General features: G+C 61.6%; 14 protein-coding genes and 2 rRNA genes (1 of these 16 cut by a window edge). 9 read left to right on the top strand and 7 right to left on the bottom strand.

All coding sequences use genetic code 11. The features are described from left to right. Positions 1 to 52 precede the first annotated feature (52 nt). Entirely contained in the window at positions 53 to 1,186 is a 1,134-nt protein-coding gene (locus J3P91_RS08525; protein ID WP_434603392.1) for a cupin-like domain-containing protein, read from the top strand. Between the two features lie 123 nt (positions 1,187 to 1,309). On the opposite strand, the gene J3P91_RS08520 is transcribed toward J3P91_RS08525, so the two are convergent. Then, positions 1,310 to 2,482 carry an MFS transporter gene (locus J3P91_RS08520; protein WP_434603390.1) on the bottom strand — a complete coding sequence of 391 codons (1,173 nt, stop codon included), beginning with the start codon at positions 2,480 to 2,482 and terminating at the stop codon, positions 1,310 to 1,312. A gap of 158 nt (positions 2,483 to 2,640) precedes the next feature. On the opposite strand from J3P91_RS08520, the gene J3P91_RS08515 reads away from it, so the two are divergent. From J3P91_RS08515 to J3P91_RS08500, 4 genes are all read left to right on the top strand, one after another. After that, complete coding sequence (locus tag J3P91_RS08515; protein WP_434603387.1) at positions 2,641 to 3,441, top strand: glucose 1-dehydrogenase; 801 nt, start codon at positions 2,641 to 2,643, stop codon at positions 3,439 to 3,441. Beyond that, positions 3,434 to 5,257, top strand: a complete 1,824-nt coding sequence (locus tag J3P91_RS08510; protein WP_434603385.1) for a glycoside hydrolase family 15 protein — start codon at positions 3,434 to 3,436, stop codon at positions 5,255 to 5,257. The genes J3P91_RS08515 and J3P91_RS08510 overlap by 8 nt, the downstream gene beginning before the upstream one ends. Before the next feature lie 264 nt (positions 5,258 to 5,521). Then, on the top strand, positions 5,522 to 5,899 hold the full coding sequence (locus J3P91_RS08505) for a hypothetical protein (RefSeq protein WP_434603383.1): 378 nt from the start codon (positions 5,522 to 5,524) through the stop codon (positions 5,897 to 5,899). Positions 5,900 to 5,927: 28 nt separating this feature from the next. Further along, complete coding sequence (locus J3P91_RS08500; protein WP_434603381.1) at positions 5,928 to 6,830, top strand: alpha/beta fold hydrolase; 903 nt, start codon at positions 5,928 to 5,930, stop codon at positions 6,828 to 6,830. On the opposite strand, the gene J3P91_RS08495 is transcribed toward J3P91_RS08500, so the two are convergent. Beyond that, positions 6,799 to 7,791, bottom strand: coding sequence for a GlxA family transcriptional regulator (locus J3P91_RS08495; RefSeq protein WP_434603379.1), 993 nt, complete (start codon positions 7,789 to 7,791; stop codon positions 6,799 to 6,801). The genes J3P91_RS08500 and J3P91_RS08495 overlap by 32 nt on opposite strands. 101 nt (positions 7,792 to 7,892) lie before the next feature. Here J3P91_RS08495 and inhA point away from each other — a divergent pair, with 101 nt between their 5' ends. After that, positions 7,893 to 8,579, top strand: a complete 687-nt coding sequence (gene inhA / locus J3P91_RS08490) for an isonitrile hydratase (protein WP_434603377.1) — start codon at positions 7,893 to 7,895, stop codon at positions 8,577 to 8,579. A 47-nt stretch (positions 8,580 to 8,626) separates the two neighbouring features. Here inhA and J3P91_RS08485 read toward each other — a convergent pair whose 3' ends face one another. Together J3P91_RS08485 and J3P91_RS08480 are read right to left on the bottom strand one after the other, a co-directional pair. Next, positions 8,627 to 8,884 carry an Atu4866 domain-containing protein gene (locus J3P91_RS08485; RefSeq protein WP_434569274.1) on the bottom strand — a complete coding sequence of 86 codons (258 nt, stop codon included), beginning with the start codon at positions 8,882 to 8,884 and terminating at the stop codon, positions 8,627 to 8,629. A 27-nt stretch (positions 8,885 to 8,911) separates the two neighbouring features. Beyond that, positions 8,912 to 9,649: an SDR family oxidoreductase gene (locus tag J3P91_RS08480; protein WP_434569275.1), complete on the bottom strand. Its 738-nt coding sequence runs from the start codon at positions 9,647 to 9,649 to the stop codon at positions 8,912 to 8,914. 199 nt (positions 9,650 to 9,848) lie between these two features. Between J3P91_RS08480 and J3P91_RS08475 the strand changes: the two genes are divergently transcribed. Together J3P91_RS08475 and J3P91_RS08470 are read left to right on the top strand one after the other, a co-directional pair. Beyond that, positions 9,849 to 10,796 carry an AraC family transcriptional regulator gene (locus J3P91_RS08475; RefSeq protein ID WP_305495957.1) on the top strand — a complete coding sequence of 316 codons (948 nt, stop codon included), beginning with the start codon at positions 9,849 to 9,851 and terminating at the stop codon, positions 10,794 to 10,796. 179 nt (positions 10,797 to 10,975) lie between these two features. Next, positions 10,976 to 11,227 (top strand): hypothetical protein, encoded by a 252-nt coding sequence (locus J3P91_RS08470; protein ID WP_434603375.1) that lies wholly within the window; start codon positions 10,976 to 10,978, stop codon positions 11,225 to 11,227. A 476-nt stretch (positions 11,228 to 11,703) separates the two neighbouring features. On the opposite strand, the gene J3P91_RS08465 is transcribed toward J3P91_RS08470, so the two are convergent. Continuing rightward, positions 11,704 to 12,162: an SRPBCC family protein gene (locus J3P91_RS08465; protein ID WP_434603372.1), complete on the bottom strand. Its 459-nt coding sequence runs from the start codon at positions 12,160 to 12,162 to the stop codon at positions 11,704 to 11,706. Between the two features lie 124 nt (positions 12,163 to 12,286). Between J3P91_RS08465 and J3P91_RS08460 the strand changes: the two genes are divergently transcribed. Beyond that, a complete protein-coding gene (locus J3P91_RS08460; RefSeq protein ID WP_434605037.1) occupies positions 12,287 to 12,688 on the top strand; it encodes a lysozyme inhibitor LprI family protein in 402 nt (133 codons plus the stop codon). Positions 12,689 to 12,782: 94 nt separating this feature from the next. Here the strand turns inward: J3P91_RS08460 and rrf are convergent. Further along, positions 12,783 to 12,898, bottom strand: a 5S ribosomal RNA gene (gene rrf, locus J3P91_RS08455). Positions 12,899 to 13,047: 149 nt separating this feature from the next. Next, a 23S ribosomal RNA gene (locus J3P91_RS08450) occupies positions 13,048 to 13,600 on the bottom strand (it continues 2,339 nt past the right edge of the window).

The following is a 13,600-nucleotide window of genomic DNA, read 5'->3' as shown; positions in this document are numbered from 1 at the left end:
TGATCCAGGCCCTCGTTACCTGCTAAGACCAAAACCCACAAGAGTGACCGCCGTGGACCTGCAAACCATCCTGGGCAAACTGTTCGCCAACGCCGGCGCCGTTGGTATCGACGGCGTTTTCCAATTCGTGTTCGGCCCGCATCAGGCGTACTGGTCCGAGGTCAAAGCCAGCAGCCACACCCAGGCTGGTCGGCACAGCAGCCCCGACGTGACCATCGAAATCGCGGAAAAGGACTTTCTCGGGATCATGGCCGGCCTGGCCAATGTCGAGGAACTGTTCGCCAGCGGCCGCCTGAAGATCGGTGGCAACATGGGCCTGGCGACGTTGCTGCCGCAGATCATCGATCACGCCCGCAATGGCAGCCGCCCGGCGGAAAAGGTCGACATGAACAAACGCTACCCGACCCCGCCGCGCTTCAGCGAAACCCTCACCGCGAGCCTGCCGACCCAACGCAGCGTCGAGCGGCGGCCGCGCAGCGAACTGTCGGTGAGGGATTTCCAGGCACGCTACCTGCCCCATGGCATTCCGCTGGTGATCAGCGACGCGCTGCAGGACTGGCCCTTGTTCAAGCTCAGCCGGGAAGAATCCCTGGTTCATTTTGCCCAGCTGCAAGGCATCACCCGCCACGGCGACTACGTGAAAAAAACCTTTTCCACGGAGCGGGATTTCCGCTCGACCTCCATGGCCGATTTCATCGAGTCCCTCGACAACCCGGCCGCCAAGGGTGCAGACGGCGAGCCGCCAGCCTACATGGGCAACAATATACTGCCGGCGCAGCTGATGGAGCTGATTAAGTACCCGCCCTACTTCGATCCGTCACTGTTCATTCCGCCGCGCATCTGGATCGGCCCCAAGGGCACCCTCACACCGCTGCACCGCGACGACACCGACAACCTGTTCGCCCAGGTCTGGGGCCAGAAAACCTTCACCCTCGCCGCCCCCCACCACCGCGAGGCCCTGGGCACCTGGTCGACCGCGCCCCAGGGCGGGCTGGACGGTTGCGACTTCAACCCGGACGCGCCGGACTACGAGCGTTTCCCCCACGCCCGCGACGTGACCTTCCTGCGGGTGACGCTGGAGGCTGGGGATTTGCTGTTTTTGCCGGAGGGCTGGTTTCATCAGGTGGAGTCGGTGTCCACCTCGCTGTCAGTGAATTTCTGGGTGAATTCGGGGCGGGGTTGGTAGCGTCCGAAGTTTGCTTTCGTGGCGAGGGAGCTTGCTCCCGCTCGACTGCGCAGCAGGCGCAAACCTTGGGGTCGCTACGCAACCCAGCGGGAGCAAGCTCCCTCGCCACAAGAAGGTGTGCGTTTATTTTTGCTGGCGATAACTTTGCACCGCCGCTCCCAGCACCACTGCCCCAGCCGCAATCGCCAGCCAGAAACCACTGCGCGCGCCATACGTATCCACCAGCCAACCCGAGCCGGCCGCGCCGATGGCCACGCCGATGCTCAGCCCGGTCACCAGCCAGGTCAGGCCTTCGGTGAGCCGCGCCGGCGGCACGATGCGTTCCACCAGGGCCATGGCGACGATCAGCGTCGGCGCGAAGAACAACCCCGCGACAAATACCGCCAGCGACAGCCCGAGGATATTGCTCGCCAGCAACAGCGGCAGCGTGGTTAGCGCCGTCGCCACGCCGCCGTACAGGAACAATCGCGGCAACGGCAGTTTCGAGCGCAGCGCGCCGAACGCCAGGCCGGCCAGGCACGAGCCGATGGCATAGACCGACAGCACGATGCTCGCCGCCGCCGGTTGCCCCTGATGCTGGGCGAACGCCACGCTGACTACGTCCACCACCCCGACGATGACGCCCATGGCGACCATCAACAGCAGCAGCAAAAGCACGTCGCTTGAGCTGATGATCGAGCCTTGGTGATGCGCCTGATGCGGGTGCACCGGCGGCTCGGTGCCGCGCTGCAGGACAAACGCCGTCACGCCGATCGCCAGCAGTAACACCGAGGCCAGCGGCCCGGCCTCCGGGAACGCCACCACGCACAACCCCACCGACAGCGGCGGTCCGACGATGAAGCAGACCTCGTCCAACACTGACTCCAGCGCATAGGCAGTGCGCAGCTGCGGCTGGCCGCGATACACCTCGGTCCAGCGCGCCCGCACCATCGCCGACATGCTGGGCATGCAACCGGCCAGGGCGGCGAACAGGAACAGCGTCCACTGGGGCGCCTGCAAGCGCGTGCACAACAGCAGCATCAGCAACGCCCCGCCACCCAGCAGCGCCGCTAATGGCAAGACCCGTCCCTGGCCAAAACGGTCGACCAGCCGCGACACCTGCGGCGCGCAGAACGCCGTCGCCAAGGCAAACGTCGCCGCCACCGCGCCGGCCAATCCGTAGCCGCCCTTGAGCTGCGCAAGCATGGTGATCACGCCGATCCCGGTCATCGATATCGGCATGCGCGCGATCATTCCCGCCAGCACGAAGCCACGGCTGCCAGGTGCGCTGAACAGTTCACGATAAGGATTTGCCATGGGACGCCGCCTCAACAAGGGCCTGCAACTTGCCACAAAGGACGGTGCCGGGGAAAGCGCAAAACTGTGGGTGATATGTGAAGACTGCCGCCTGCAAATGAACTCTGCGCGCCTGTCGTCAGTCAGCAAGTAAGGCCCTCAGTTCAAGGTGCTATCCCATGCAGATTTCTCTTGCCCGACAAGTTGCTCTGGTCACCGGCGCCAGCTCCGGCATTGGCGCAGGTTCGGCCCGGGCACTGGCGGCGGCCGGTGCCGCCGTGGTGCTCAATTACCATTCCAGCGCCGGCCCCGCCGAAGACCTGGCCCGCGAGATCAACGACAGCGGTGGCCGAGCCATCGCCATCGGCGCCGATGTGTCGAAGGAACAGGACGTCGAGCGGCTATTCGCCCAGACCCTGGACGCGTTCGGCACGCTGGACATCCTGGTCGCCAACTCCGGCCTGCAAAAAGATGCCGCCGCCGTCGACATGAGCCTGGACGACTGGAACACCGTCATCGACGTCAACCTCACCGGCCAGTTCCTTTGCGCCCGCGCGGCCTTGCGCATTTTCAACCGCCAGGGCATTCGCCAGGGTGTGTCCCGGGCCGCCGGCAAGATCATCCACATGAGTTCGGTGCACCAGCGCATCCCCTGGGCCGGCCACGTCAATTACGCGGCGTCCAAGGGCGGCATCGATCAGCTCATGCAGACCCTGGCCCAGGAAACGAGTCACCAGCGCATCCGCATCAACAGCATCGCCCCCGGCGCCATCCGCACGGCCATCAACCGTGAGGCCATGGAGGGCGACAAGGAACAGGAGCTGTTGCAGCTGATCCCCTACGGCCGGGTCGGCAATGTGGAGGATGTCGCCAACGCGGTGGTCTGGCTGGCGTCGGACCTGTCCGATTATGTGGTGGGCACCACGCTGTTCATCGATGGCGGGATGAGCCTCTATCCGGGGTTCCGCGGCAATGGCTGATCATGACGAACCGCAGAGCCCGATCGAAAACCACGGCATCATCGGTGACATGCGCACGGCGGCGCTGGTCAACGATCGGGGCAGCGTGGATTTTTTCTGCTGGCCGGAATTCGACAGCCCGTCGATCTTCTGTTCGCTGCTCGACACCCCCGAAGCGGGCATCTTCCAGCTTGCTCCGGATTTGCCGGATGCCCGTCGCCAGCAAATCTACCTGCCCGACACCAATGTCCTGCAGACCCGCTGGCTGAGCGATGGCGTGGTGGTGGAGATCACCGATCTGCTGCCCATTGGCGACAGCGAGGATGATTTGCCGGTCTTGATGCGCCGAGTGCGCATGACGGTCGGCAGCGCGACGTTTCGCATGCGCTGCGCGGTGCGCCATGATTATTCACGCGCCGCGACTACCGCGCGCCAGGACGGCGATCACGTCATCTTCGAGGCCCCGCAGCAACCGAGCCTGCGCCTGTGCGCCGACCAGCCCATGACCCTGGATGGCCAGGCGGCGGTGGCCGAGTTCACCCTGGGCCAAGGCCAGACCGCTGAATTTCTCTTGGGTGGCATCGACGACCCGCGCCTGGTGGACGACACCAGTGCCCTGTGCCTGGAGAGAACCCTGGCGTTCTGGCGCGGCTGGATCGGCCAATCCAACTACCGTGGCCGCTGGCGGGAAATGGTCAACCGCTCGGCGTTGGCGCTGAAGCTGCTGACCTCGCGCAAACAGGGCGCGATCCTCGCCGCCGCCACCTTCGGCCTGCCGGAAACACGCGGCGGCGAACGCAACTGGGATTACCGCTACACCTGGATCCGCGACGCCTCGTTCACCGTCTACGCGTTCATGCGCCTGGGCTTTGTCGACGAAGCCAACGCCTATATGCGCTGGCTGCGCGGCCGGGTCAGCGACTGCCGCGAACAACCGACCAAGCTCAACATTCTTTACGGCCTGGACGGCCGGCTCGAACTGCCGGAAACCGAGCTGACGCACCTGAGCGGCTACGGCAACGCGCGACCGGTGCGCATCGGCAACCTCGCCTACCAGCAGGTGCAGTTGGACATCTTCGGCGAGTTGATGGATGCGGTGTACCTGGTCAACAAATACGGCGAAGCCATCTCCCACCAGGGCTGGAAACACACGGTCGATGTGGTCGACCAGGTGTGCGAAATCTGGCGGGACAAGGACGTGGGCATCTGGGAAATGCGCGGCGAGGAGCAGCATTTCCTGCATTCGCGGCTGATGTGCTGGGTGGCGGTGGACCGTGCCATCCGCCTGGCGAGCAAACGCTCCCTGCCCGCCCCGTTCGCCCGTTGGGACGAGACTCGACAGGCCATCTATGAAGACATCTGGACGAATTTCTGGAACGACGAACACCAGCATTTCGTCCAGCGCCTGGGCAGCACCGCCCTTGACGGCTCGATGCTGCTGATGCCGCTGGTGCGCTTCGTCAGTGCCCGCGACCCGCGCTGGCTGTCGACGCTGGACGCGATCGAGAAAGACCTGGTGCGCGATGGCATGGTCTATCGCTACCGCACCGACGACGGCTCCATCGACGGTCTCAGCGGCACCGAAGGTTCGTTCGTCGCCTGCTCGTTCTGGTACGTCGAGTGCCTGGCCCGCGCCGGCCGCGTGGAGAAAGCCCAACTGGAATTCGAACAATTGCTGCGCTACGCCAATCCGCTTGGGCTGTATGCCGAGGAATTCGACAGCCATGGTTATCACCTGGGTAACCTGCCCCAGGCGCTGAGCCATCTGGCGCTGATCAGCGCGGCGAGTTTCCTGGACCGCAGGTTGAGCGGGGAGAAAAATCATTGGCAGCCGTGAGGGGAAATTTGGATTGTCCCCCGTGGCGAGGGAGCTTGCTCCCGCTGGGTTGCGCAGCGACCCCAAAAATTCCGGATTGAAAAGCGACGACTGCTGCGCAGCCGAGCGGGAGCAAGCTCCCTCGCCACGGTGGATCTGCTTTTCGCCAAAGCCAAACGCATTTGAGTGACACCTGGTTGCCAGCCCCGTCCCCCTCTCCTAAGATCGACGCACTCACGGGTGCAGCGGAGCTGCCCGATAAGAACCCGACTCAAGGATCCGACCATGACGCATATCCAACGTCCCATCACCACCGAACCCCGCACCGGGCTGAGCCGCGAAGAACTCTGGGACGGCCCGGACAAGGGCTTGATCAAATGCTGGGAAGTCGGCCGCGACCGGGCGCAGAGGTTCCCTGAACTGGCGCAACGTTGTCTCGCCGGAGAGCTACCGGTGCTGGGCTGGAAAGGCGGGGTCAGCCGCAGCCTGAAGAAGACCGCCAAGTTCGGTTGCCTCAAGTACCTGGCCCAATGGCAGGGCCTGCGCGGCGAAGACCTGGACATCGACCTGGCCGAGGAACGCACCCTGACCTGCTCCAACACGAGCATGATCGTGACATTCACGCCAGACCGGGCCAAATATGTGAACCAGGAACCCGCCTGACCCCAACCGAGTGAAGCCGGAGACCGACATGACATCTGCGCCCAGGATCAATTTTGCGGTAACGCCGCTGCTGCGCATCGCCTATGAGGAACACGGCCCCGCCAACGGCGAGCCGATCATCCTGCTGCACGGTTTTCCCTACGATCCGCGGGCCTTTGACGAGGTTGCCCCGCCCTTGGCCCAACGCGGTTATCGAGTCATCGTGCCGTACCTGCGCGGCTACGGCCCGACCCGGTTCAACAATCCCGCGATTGCCCGCTCCGGCCAGCAAGCGGCACTGGCCCAGGACCTGCTGGACCTGATGCACGCACTCGACATACCCCAGGCAGCGCTGTGCGGCTATGACTGGGGTGGCCGCGCCGCATGCATTGTCGCCGCGTTGTGGCCCGAGCGCGTTCGCTGCCTGGTCACCGGCGATGGCTACAACCTGCAGAATATTCCTCGATCGACCCAGCCACTGGACCCGGAAACCGAATACCGCTTGTGGTATCAGTATTACTTCCACACCGACCGAGGCGTCGAAGGCCTGAAGCAGAACCGACGCGAGCTGTGCCAATTGCTCTGGCGCCTGTGGTCGCCGACCTGGGCGCGCGGTGCGGAGCTGTATCCGCTGAGCGCGCCTTCGTTTGATAACCCGGATTTTGTCGAGGTGGTGATTCACTCCTATCGCCATCGCTTCATGTACGCGCCGGGAGATCCGACCCTTGAATGGATGGAGGAACAGTTGGCGGCGCAACCGGCCATCAGCGTGCCGAGTATTTCCCTGTGCGGCGCAGATGACGGCGTGGGACCTGCGCCCGAGCACGACGAAGATGCCGCGCATTTCACCGGACGCTACGAGCGCCGCGTGCTGGCCGGCGTCGGCCATAACATTCCTCAGGAAGCACCTGAAGCCACGCTCAGGGCATTGCTGGATTTGCTTGAGGGCTGAGCGCAAACCGCTCGCGATAAGCCTGGGGCGTCACGCCCATGCCCCGCAGAAAGCTGCGACGCAAGGTTTCTTCGCTGCCGAAGCCGCATTGCAGGGCGACGCGCTTGATCGGCACCCCACTGTCGCAGAGCAGCCGCCGGGCAGTTTCCACGCGGATCAGTTCCACCGCACGGGCCGGGGTCTGGCCGGTCTCGGCGCGGTAATGACGGACAAAGCTGCGCTCGCTCATACCGGCCTCGGCGGCCAGGCTCGACAAGCCCAGGTCGCGAGTGAGGTTTTCGGCGATCCAGGCGTGCAGTTTATCGAAACGACCGCCCTGCTCCTGTAACGCCAAGGTAGCGCTGAACTGCGACTGCCCCCCGGGGCGCTTGAGGAATACCACCAGATGCCGCGCGACTTCCAGCGCCATCGCCCGGCCCAGGTCCTCTTCGACCAGCGCCAACGCCAGGTCAATGCCGGCCGTGACTCCAGCCGAGGTCCAGACCGAACCATCCTTGATGAAAATCGGATTGGGTTCGACCTGCAGTTCTGGATGTTGCCGGGCCAGCTGTTCACAACGGGTCCAATGGGTCGCCACCCGGCGTCCGTCCAGCCAGCCACTGGCCGCCAGCAGAAACGCCCCGGTACACACCGATGCGACCCTTCGCGAACGCGCTCCCTGATCCCTGACCCAGGCCACCAGCGCAGGATCTCTCGCGGCTTCGTACACGCCCCAACCGCCGGCAATCAACAAGGTGTCACTGCCCTCGCTGGGCAGTGGTTCGGCCATCAGCGCCAACCCCGCCGACGACATCACCGCCCCGCCACCCGCAGCAATAACAGTCGGCGCATACGGCGCCGGCAAGCCTTGCCCGCGAACCAGATCATTGGCCGACGCGAAGACCTGCAGAGGCCCGGTGACATCCAGCACTTGTACGTTGGCGAAGGCCAGCACATGAACGGTTTTTGCTGTGTTTGGCATATTGGCGTGATTCGAGGGCTTATTGGCGAATACGCCAGATCCTACGAGTCTAAAGTCAAACCGTCCACCCTCTCGGGCAATCATCCAAAGGAGCAAGCGACATGACGTTGCAGATCGGTTTTCTGTTATTTCCCCAGGTTCAGCAGTTGGACCTCACCGGGCCTTTTGACGTGCTGGCTTCGCTGCCAAATGTGAAAGTGCATTTGATCTGGAAAGACCTGGCGCCGGTTACCTCCAGCACGGGCTTGGTCCTGCTGCCAACCACCACCTTCGAGGACTGTCCGAAGCTCGACGTCATTTGTGTCCCCGGTGGTAGCGGCGTCGGTCCGTTGATGGAAGATGAGCAGACCCTGGCCTTCATCAAGCGCCAGGCCACTCATGCCAAATACATCACCTCGGTGTGCACCGGTGCGCTGGTACTGGGCGCGGCGGGATTGTTGCGCGGCAAACGCGCCACCACCCACTGGGCCTTCCACAGTTTGTTGCAGCCGCTCGGGGCGACGCCGGTCAAGGACCGTGTGGTCCGCGACGGCAATCTGCTTACCGGTGGTGGCATCACCGCGGGAATCGATTTTGCCTTGACCCTGGCGGCCGAGCTGTTCGACCAGGACACCGCCGAGCTGGTCCAATTGCAGCTTGAATACGCACCTGCTCCGCCGTTCGCCGCAGGTTCTCCGGACACCGCGCCGACGCTGGTGCTCGAAGAGGCCAACCGGCGTTCGGCGGAATCGTTCCGCGTGCGCTCGCAGATCACCCAGCGGGCTGCGGCACGCTTGGAATCAGCGTAGCGGCAGGTTCAGCCAGACACAGCAATCCGGTGCCTGGCTTGGATGGCCTATTCCTCCTGGCGATACAGGACCATTCCGGCGTGATACAGCACGCCATCGCGAAAATCACCGTCGGCGGTGAAACCCGTATCGTCGTGGTATTCGATATGGTCGTCCTGCAGCCAATAGTCGCCCTCGTAGGCACTCTCGCGAGTGCCACGTGCTTCGTCGTAGCGCCCGCCCGGAAGCAACCGATGGCGAATCACGCCATCGGCCGTCACCCACAGGCCGACGAATTTGTCCTGATCTCCAAATGCCTTTCTCATGGGACGTCTCTTAGTGGTCGCCAGGTTTTAAAATGGGCTGGCCGTCGGCCGCACTACCAGTTCGCTGACGTCCACGTCCGCCGGTTGCTCGATCGCATAGGCAATTGCCCGAGCGATGGCCTCGGCGGGGATGGCGATCCTGCGGAACTCGCGCATCTCGGCCCGTCCGCCTTCGTCGGAAATGCTTTCGGCCAGTTCCGACTCGGTCACGCCGGGGGAAATCACCGTCACGCGGACATCCCCACCCACCTCCTGGCGCAGGCCTTCGGAAATCGCCCGTACGGCAAACTTGGTCGCGCAGTACACAGCGGCAGTCGGGCTGACGGTGTACGCACCGATGGAGGCAATATTGATGAATTGTCCGCTGCGCTGGCGCTGCATCAACGGCAGGCCGGCGGCGATGCCGTGCAGCACGCCACGGATGTTGACGTCGATCATGCGGTCCCATTCCTCGACCTTCAGCGCCTCAAGCTTGGAGAGCGGCATGACGCCGGCGTTATTGATGATCACATCAAGCCCGCCGAATTTCTCGACGGCGAAATCGATCAGGCTCTGGACATCGTCGCGACGGGTCACGTCCACGGCTTTGCAGGCAGCCCGGTGACCGGCGGCTTCAAGTTCTTGCACCAGCGCTTGCAAGCGCTCCACGCGCCGGGCGCCAAGCACCACGCAAGCCCCGCGGGCCGCCAACAACCGTGCTGCCGCCTCACCAATCCCGCTGCTGGCGCCAGTGATGACCACTACTTTGTTTTGAATATCGGACATGATGGTTTCCTCGTCTGGATGCGTTGGCCCCCGGTGGGAGCGTTTTGACAGGTCCAGATTAGGAGGGTGTCAGGCGCTTCGGTTAGCCGGATTCTCCTGCGCATTTGCACGATCCTGTAACGATAACGCCTCTGGTCGTTACGGCCGCAATCAGCTTTACTAGCGCGATCCATTAAATTGGTCAGGGAGATTGATCGGCATGTCGGTATCCACGTCCATCACCATCACGCCCATTAACGGCGTAGATCAGCGTCGCGCCGAGCTGGCGAACCTGATGAAGCGCTTCGCACCGGAATATGGTGTCCACGCAACGGCCATCGAGGCCTTGCACCTGATCCGCAGCGATCAACCCACCGAGGCCTTGCACGTTGTGCACAAGCCCGGGCTGTGCGTGATTGTCCAGGGGCGCAAGGAAGTCACGCTGTCTGACGAGCGCTATGTTTACGATCCGCTCAATTACCTGGTGGTCTCGGTGACGCTGCCGCTGGCCGGCCAGGTGATCGAGGCCAGCCCCGAGCAACCATACCTGTGCATACGCCTGGACATCGACCCGGCACAGATCTGCCAGTTGATCGCCGATGCCAGCCCAATTGGCGTACCGAGCGAAAGAGCCGATCGCGGATTGTTCCTGGACCGCATCGACGAGCCGCTGCTCGACGCAATGCTGCGTTTGCTGCGACTGCTCGACAGCCCGGACGACATCGCCACCCTCGCGCCACTGGCCCAGAAAGAGATTTTCTATCGACTGTTGCGGGGCGCCCAGGGCAGGCGGCTGCACGAAATCGCTATTCCTGACACCCAGACCCACCGCATCAGCCGCGCCATCGAGTGGCTTAACACCCACTACGCCGAACCATTGAGCATCGACAGCCTGGCGCAGATGATCAATCTGAGTCCCTCGGCACTGCATCATCGCTTCAAGGCCGTGACCGCCATGAGCCCGCTGCAGTATCAGAAACAGTTACGCCTGCAGGAAGCCCGACGACTGCTGCTGGCGGAGAACAGCGATGTTTCGTCAATCGGCTACAAAATGGGCTACGAGAGCCCCTCGCAGTTCAGCCGTGAATACAGCCGTCTATTCGGCGCCTCACCGAGCAAGGACGTCGCTCGCCTTCGCGCCCAGGCGTTGCAAGCGAGCAGCGCCTGATTCTGCATACAAACAGGATCAGGCAAACCGAGGGCAGTATCCGACTAACGACCCTAGCCACCTCGCCCCTACTCTGAACCCATGCAGCAAGACAACCGTCCGGGCTGCAACGGGTTCAGCAGATTTCGACATCTGAACGACCCGGCACTCAACCCTTTGATACGACCGGAGTCATTGCCATGAAAACTTTCAATTCCCTGATCGCCGTTACCAGCCTTGTCCTGAGCGCCAGCGCTTTCGCATTGCCAAGCCAGCAACAGGATCGATTCTTTACCCAGTCGCCTGAGCCTTCGCAGTCAGTAGCAGCAGACGGCGCGGATCGCACTCCTGGCGGTCAGACTCTCGCTGCTGATGGCGCTGACCGTACTCCCGGTGACCAGACTCTCGCTGCTGATGGCGCTGACCGCACCATGGGACGGCGCCTGGCATGATGGCGCTATTCTTTGGACGAAAAAAAACCCGCCTAGGCGGGTTTTTCAAGGACCAGATTGACTTCCTGTCAGGCACTCCATGCCGGGTCCCATCATCCATGACCCCAAGCACTCCCTGTACTCAGTGGATGGATATAGATTAGAGGGGATCAATAGGCAGAAAAAGACGAGAAAGCAGCGTCGCAACGTAAGCGTTTCGCTATGCGCCACTGTTACTTTTCTACAGGCGAAAAAAAACCCGCCGAAGCGGGTTTTTCCAAGACCATTACGACTCCCTGTCGGTAGCCATCCTTGCAAGGTCGATCGTCCCTGATCCTGAGCACTTCCTGTGCTTCAGTGGATGAGGCTAGATTACGCGTCGGATCCAAAGTGAAACAGAGGACATAGCTACCAAGCCGTGTAAGACATTCGCCATATCACCCCTTCCGGAAACCCTTAGCCCGGTCAGGTAACCGGCGTTTGGTCCTTGGGATCCATCATGGCTTGTTCAGATACTCTTCAATATTGGCCATCTGTTCATCCCAACCACGACTGTCCATTCGGAAAGCCTTGAGTCGACGCGCCTCGGGAATGTCATTGAACCCCGACTCCACTACCTTCAGCAGAGTGCCACCGCCCATGTCTTCAAGCTCGAATAGCACACGCGTCTCGGACTCTTGGGAATAGTCGGTCTGCGGCTCCACAGCGTAAGGATGCCAGCGAAACGAGAACACTCGCTCGGGTTCGACACGCTCCACCAGGACATCCCACACAAGATGCTCATAACCCGGATAGGTAATCTGCCCTTGGGTGCGCTCACCGGCGACAAACCGCTTGCCCGCGAGATCCACGCCAAACCATTGGCCGAAGGCTTCAGCATTGGCCATGGCTCGCCAGACCTGCGAACGCGGCGCCTTCAACAAGATCTTTCTTTCGATACGATCAGATAGATGCATGGGTCGTCACCTCCTGTGTTCAACATTAGGCCTGTAAGACCACAAGGCCAACCGTAAAGTTGTATCAACGCCTTGTTTGGTTACACTCCTCCAGCAGTTTTTACCCCTCATGGAGAGATTGATGATGTACACCCGTTTGTTGCTGCCCCTGATTCCGCTGTTGTTCATTGGCGCTGTCCAGGCTGACGTTTGTACCAACGCCACGACCCAAGGCGACATAAACCAGTGTGCAGCCCAAGAGACCAAGGCCGCCGACAAGGAACTGAACAGTCTGTACAAACAGATCACAGCGCGTTTGAAAGACAATGCCGAGGCCAAGCAATTGCTGGTCAAGGCACAGCGAGCCTGGATTGACTTCCGTGACGCCGAATGCAGCTTTTCTGCTTCTGGTGCCGAAGGGGGGAGCGTCTATCCGATGATTCAGAATGACTGCATTACAGCCCTGACGAAGGCGCGAGTAGAGGCGTTCAAGACGTACCTCAACTGCGAAGAAGGAGACCTGAGCTGCCCGGTACGTGGGGCTTGATTGATGGTGTCGAAGAGGATGTCCTCAGGTCAATTTTCTTGCGGGCAAAACAAAACCCCTACCTGCGTCAGCAGATAGGGGTTTCGGAATTTAATCTTGACGATGACCTACTCTCACATGGGGAAACCCCACACTACCATCGGCGATGCATCGTTTCACTTCTGAGTTCGGGATGGGATCAGGTGGTTCCAATGCTCTATGGTCGTCAAGAAATTCGGTAGCCAGCGCGTGCCTTGCGGTCACGTTCCAGCGAATGGGTATGCGATAGTTTGTGGGTTTTGACTCGAACTTTCGGTTCATTGCGTCTTCACACACCGCAATCTGGCCTCTTTCGAGTCTACAGATTGCTTGGGTGTTATATGGTCAAGCCTCACGGGCAATTAGTACAGGTTAGCTCAACGCCTCACAGCGCTTACACACCCTGCCTATCAACGTCGTAGTCTTCGACGGCCCTTCAGGGGACTCAAGGTCCCAGTGAGATCTCATCTTGAGGCAAGTTTCCCGCTTAGATGCTTTCAGCGGTTATCTTTTCCGAACATAGCTACCCGGCAATGCCACTGGCGTGACAACCGGAACACCAGAGGTTCGTCCACTCCGGTCCTCTCGTACTAGGAGCAGCCCCTCTCAAATCTCAAACGTCCACGGCAGATAGGGACCGAACTGTCTCACGACGTTCTAAACCCAGCTCGCGTACCACTTTAAATGGCGAACAGCCATACCCTTGGGACCGGCTTCAGCCCCAGGATGTGATGAGCCGACATCGAGGTGCCAAACACCGCCGTCGATATGAACTCTTGGGCGGTATCAGCCTGTTATCCCCGGAGTACCTTTTATCCGTTGAGCGATGGCCCTTCCATACAGAACCACCGGATCACTAAGACCTACTTTCGTACCTGCTCGACGTGTCTGTCT

Origin of the sequence: Pseudomonas sp. Z4-7 (assembly GCF_051131965.1) — a bacterium.
Lineage (GTDB): Bacteria > Pseudomonadota > Gammaproteobacteria > Pseudomonadales > Pseudomonadaceae > Aquipseudomonas.
The sequence above is the reverse complement of the archived record's forward strand: the minus strand, read 5'-3'. Positions and strand labels throughout refer to the sequence as shown.

Excerpts from the sequence above, each read along its gene's own strand:
- inhA (WP_434603377.1), top strand. The coding sequence starts at position 7,893 with ATGACGTTGCAGATCGGTTTTCTGTTATTTCCCCAGGTTCAGCAGTTG.
- J3P91_RS08480 (WP_434569275.1), bottom strand. The coding sequence starts at position 9,649 with ATGTCCGATATTCAAAACAAAGTAGTGGTCATCACTGGCGCCAGCAGC.
- J3P91_RS08485 (WP_434569274.1), bottom strand. The coding sequence starts at position 8,884 with ATGAGAAAGGCATTTGGAGATCAGGACAAATTCGTCGGCCTGTGGGTG.
- J3P91_RS08520 (WP_434603390.1), bottom strand. The coding sequence starts at position 2,482 with ATGGCAAATCCTTATCGTGAACTGTTCAGCGCACCTGGCAGCCGTGGC.
- J3P91_RS08515 (WP_434603387.1), top strand. The coding sequence starts at position 2,641 with ATGCAGATTTCTCTTGCCCGACAAGTTGCTCTGGTCACCGGCGCCAGC.
- J3P91_RS08510 (WP_434603385.1), top strand. The coding sequence starts at position 3,434 with ATGGCTGATCATGACGAACCGCAGAGCCCGATCGAAAACCACGGCATC.
- J3P91_RS08475 (WP_305495957.1), top strand. The coding sequence starts at position 9,849 with ATGTCGGTATCCACGTCCATCACCATCACGCCCATTAACGGCGTAGAT.
- J3P91_RS08505 (WP_434603383.1), top strand. The coding sequence starts at position 5,522 with ATGACGCATATCCAACGTCCCATCACCACCGAACCCCGCACCGGGCTG.
- J3P91_RS08500 (WP_434603381.1), top strand. The coding sequence starts at position 5,928 with ATGACATCTGCGCCCAGGATCAATTTTGCGGTAACGCCGCTGCTGCGC.
- J3P91_RS08495 (WP_434603379.1), bottom strand. The coding sequence starts at position 7,791 with ATGCCAAACACAGCAAAAACCGTTCATGTGCTGGCCTTCGCCAACGTA.
- J3P91_RS08460 (WP_434605037.1), top strand. The coding sequence starts at position 12,287 with ATGTACACCCGTTTGTTGCTGCCCCTGATTCCGCTGTTGTTCATTGGC.
- J3P91_RS08470 (WP_434603375.1), top strand. The coding sequence starts at position 10,976 with ATGAAAACTTTCAATTCCCTGATCGCCGTTACCAGCCTTGTCCTGAGC.
- J3P91_RS08465 (WP_434603372.1), bottom strand. The coding sequence starts at position 12,162 with ATGCATCTATCTGATCGTATCGAAAGAAAGATCTTGTTGAAGGCGCCG.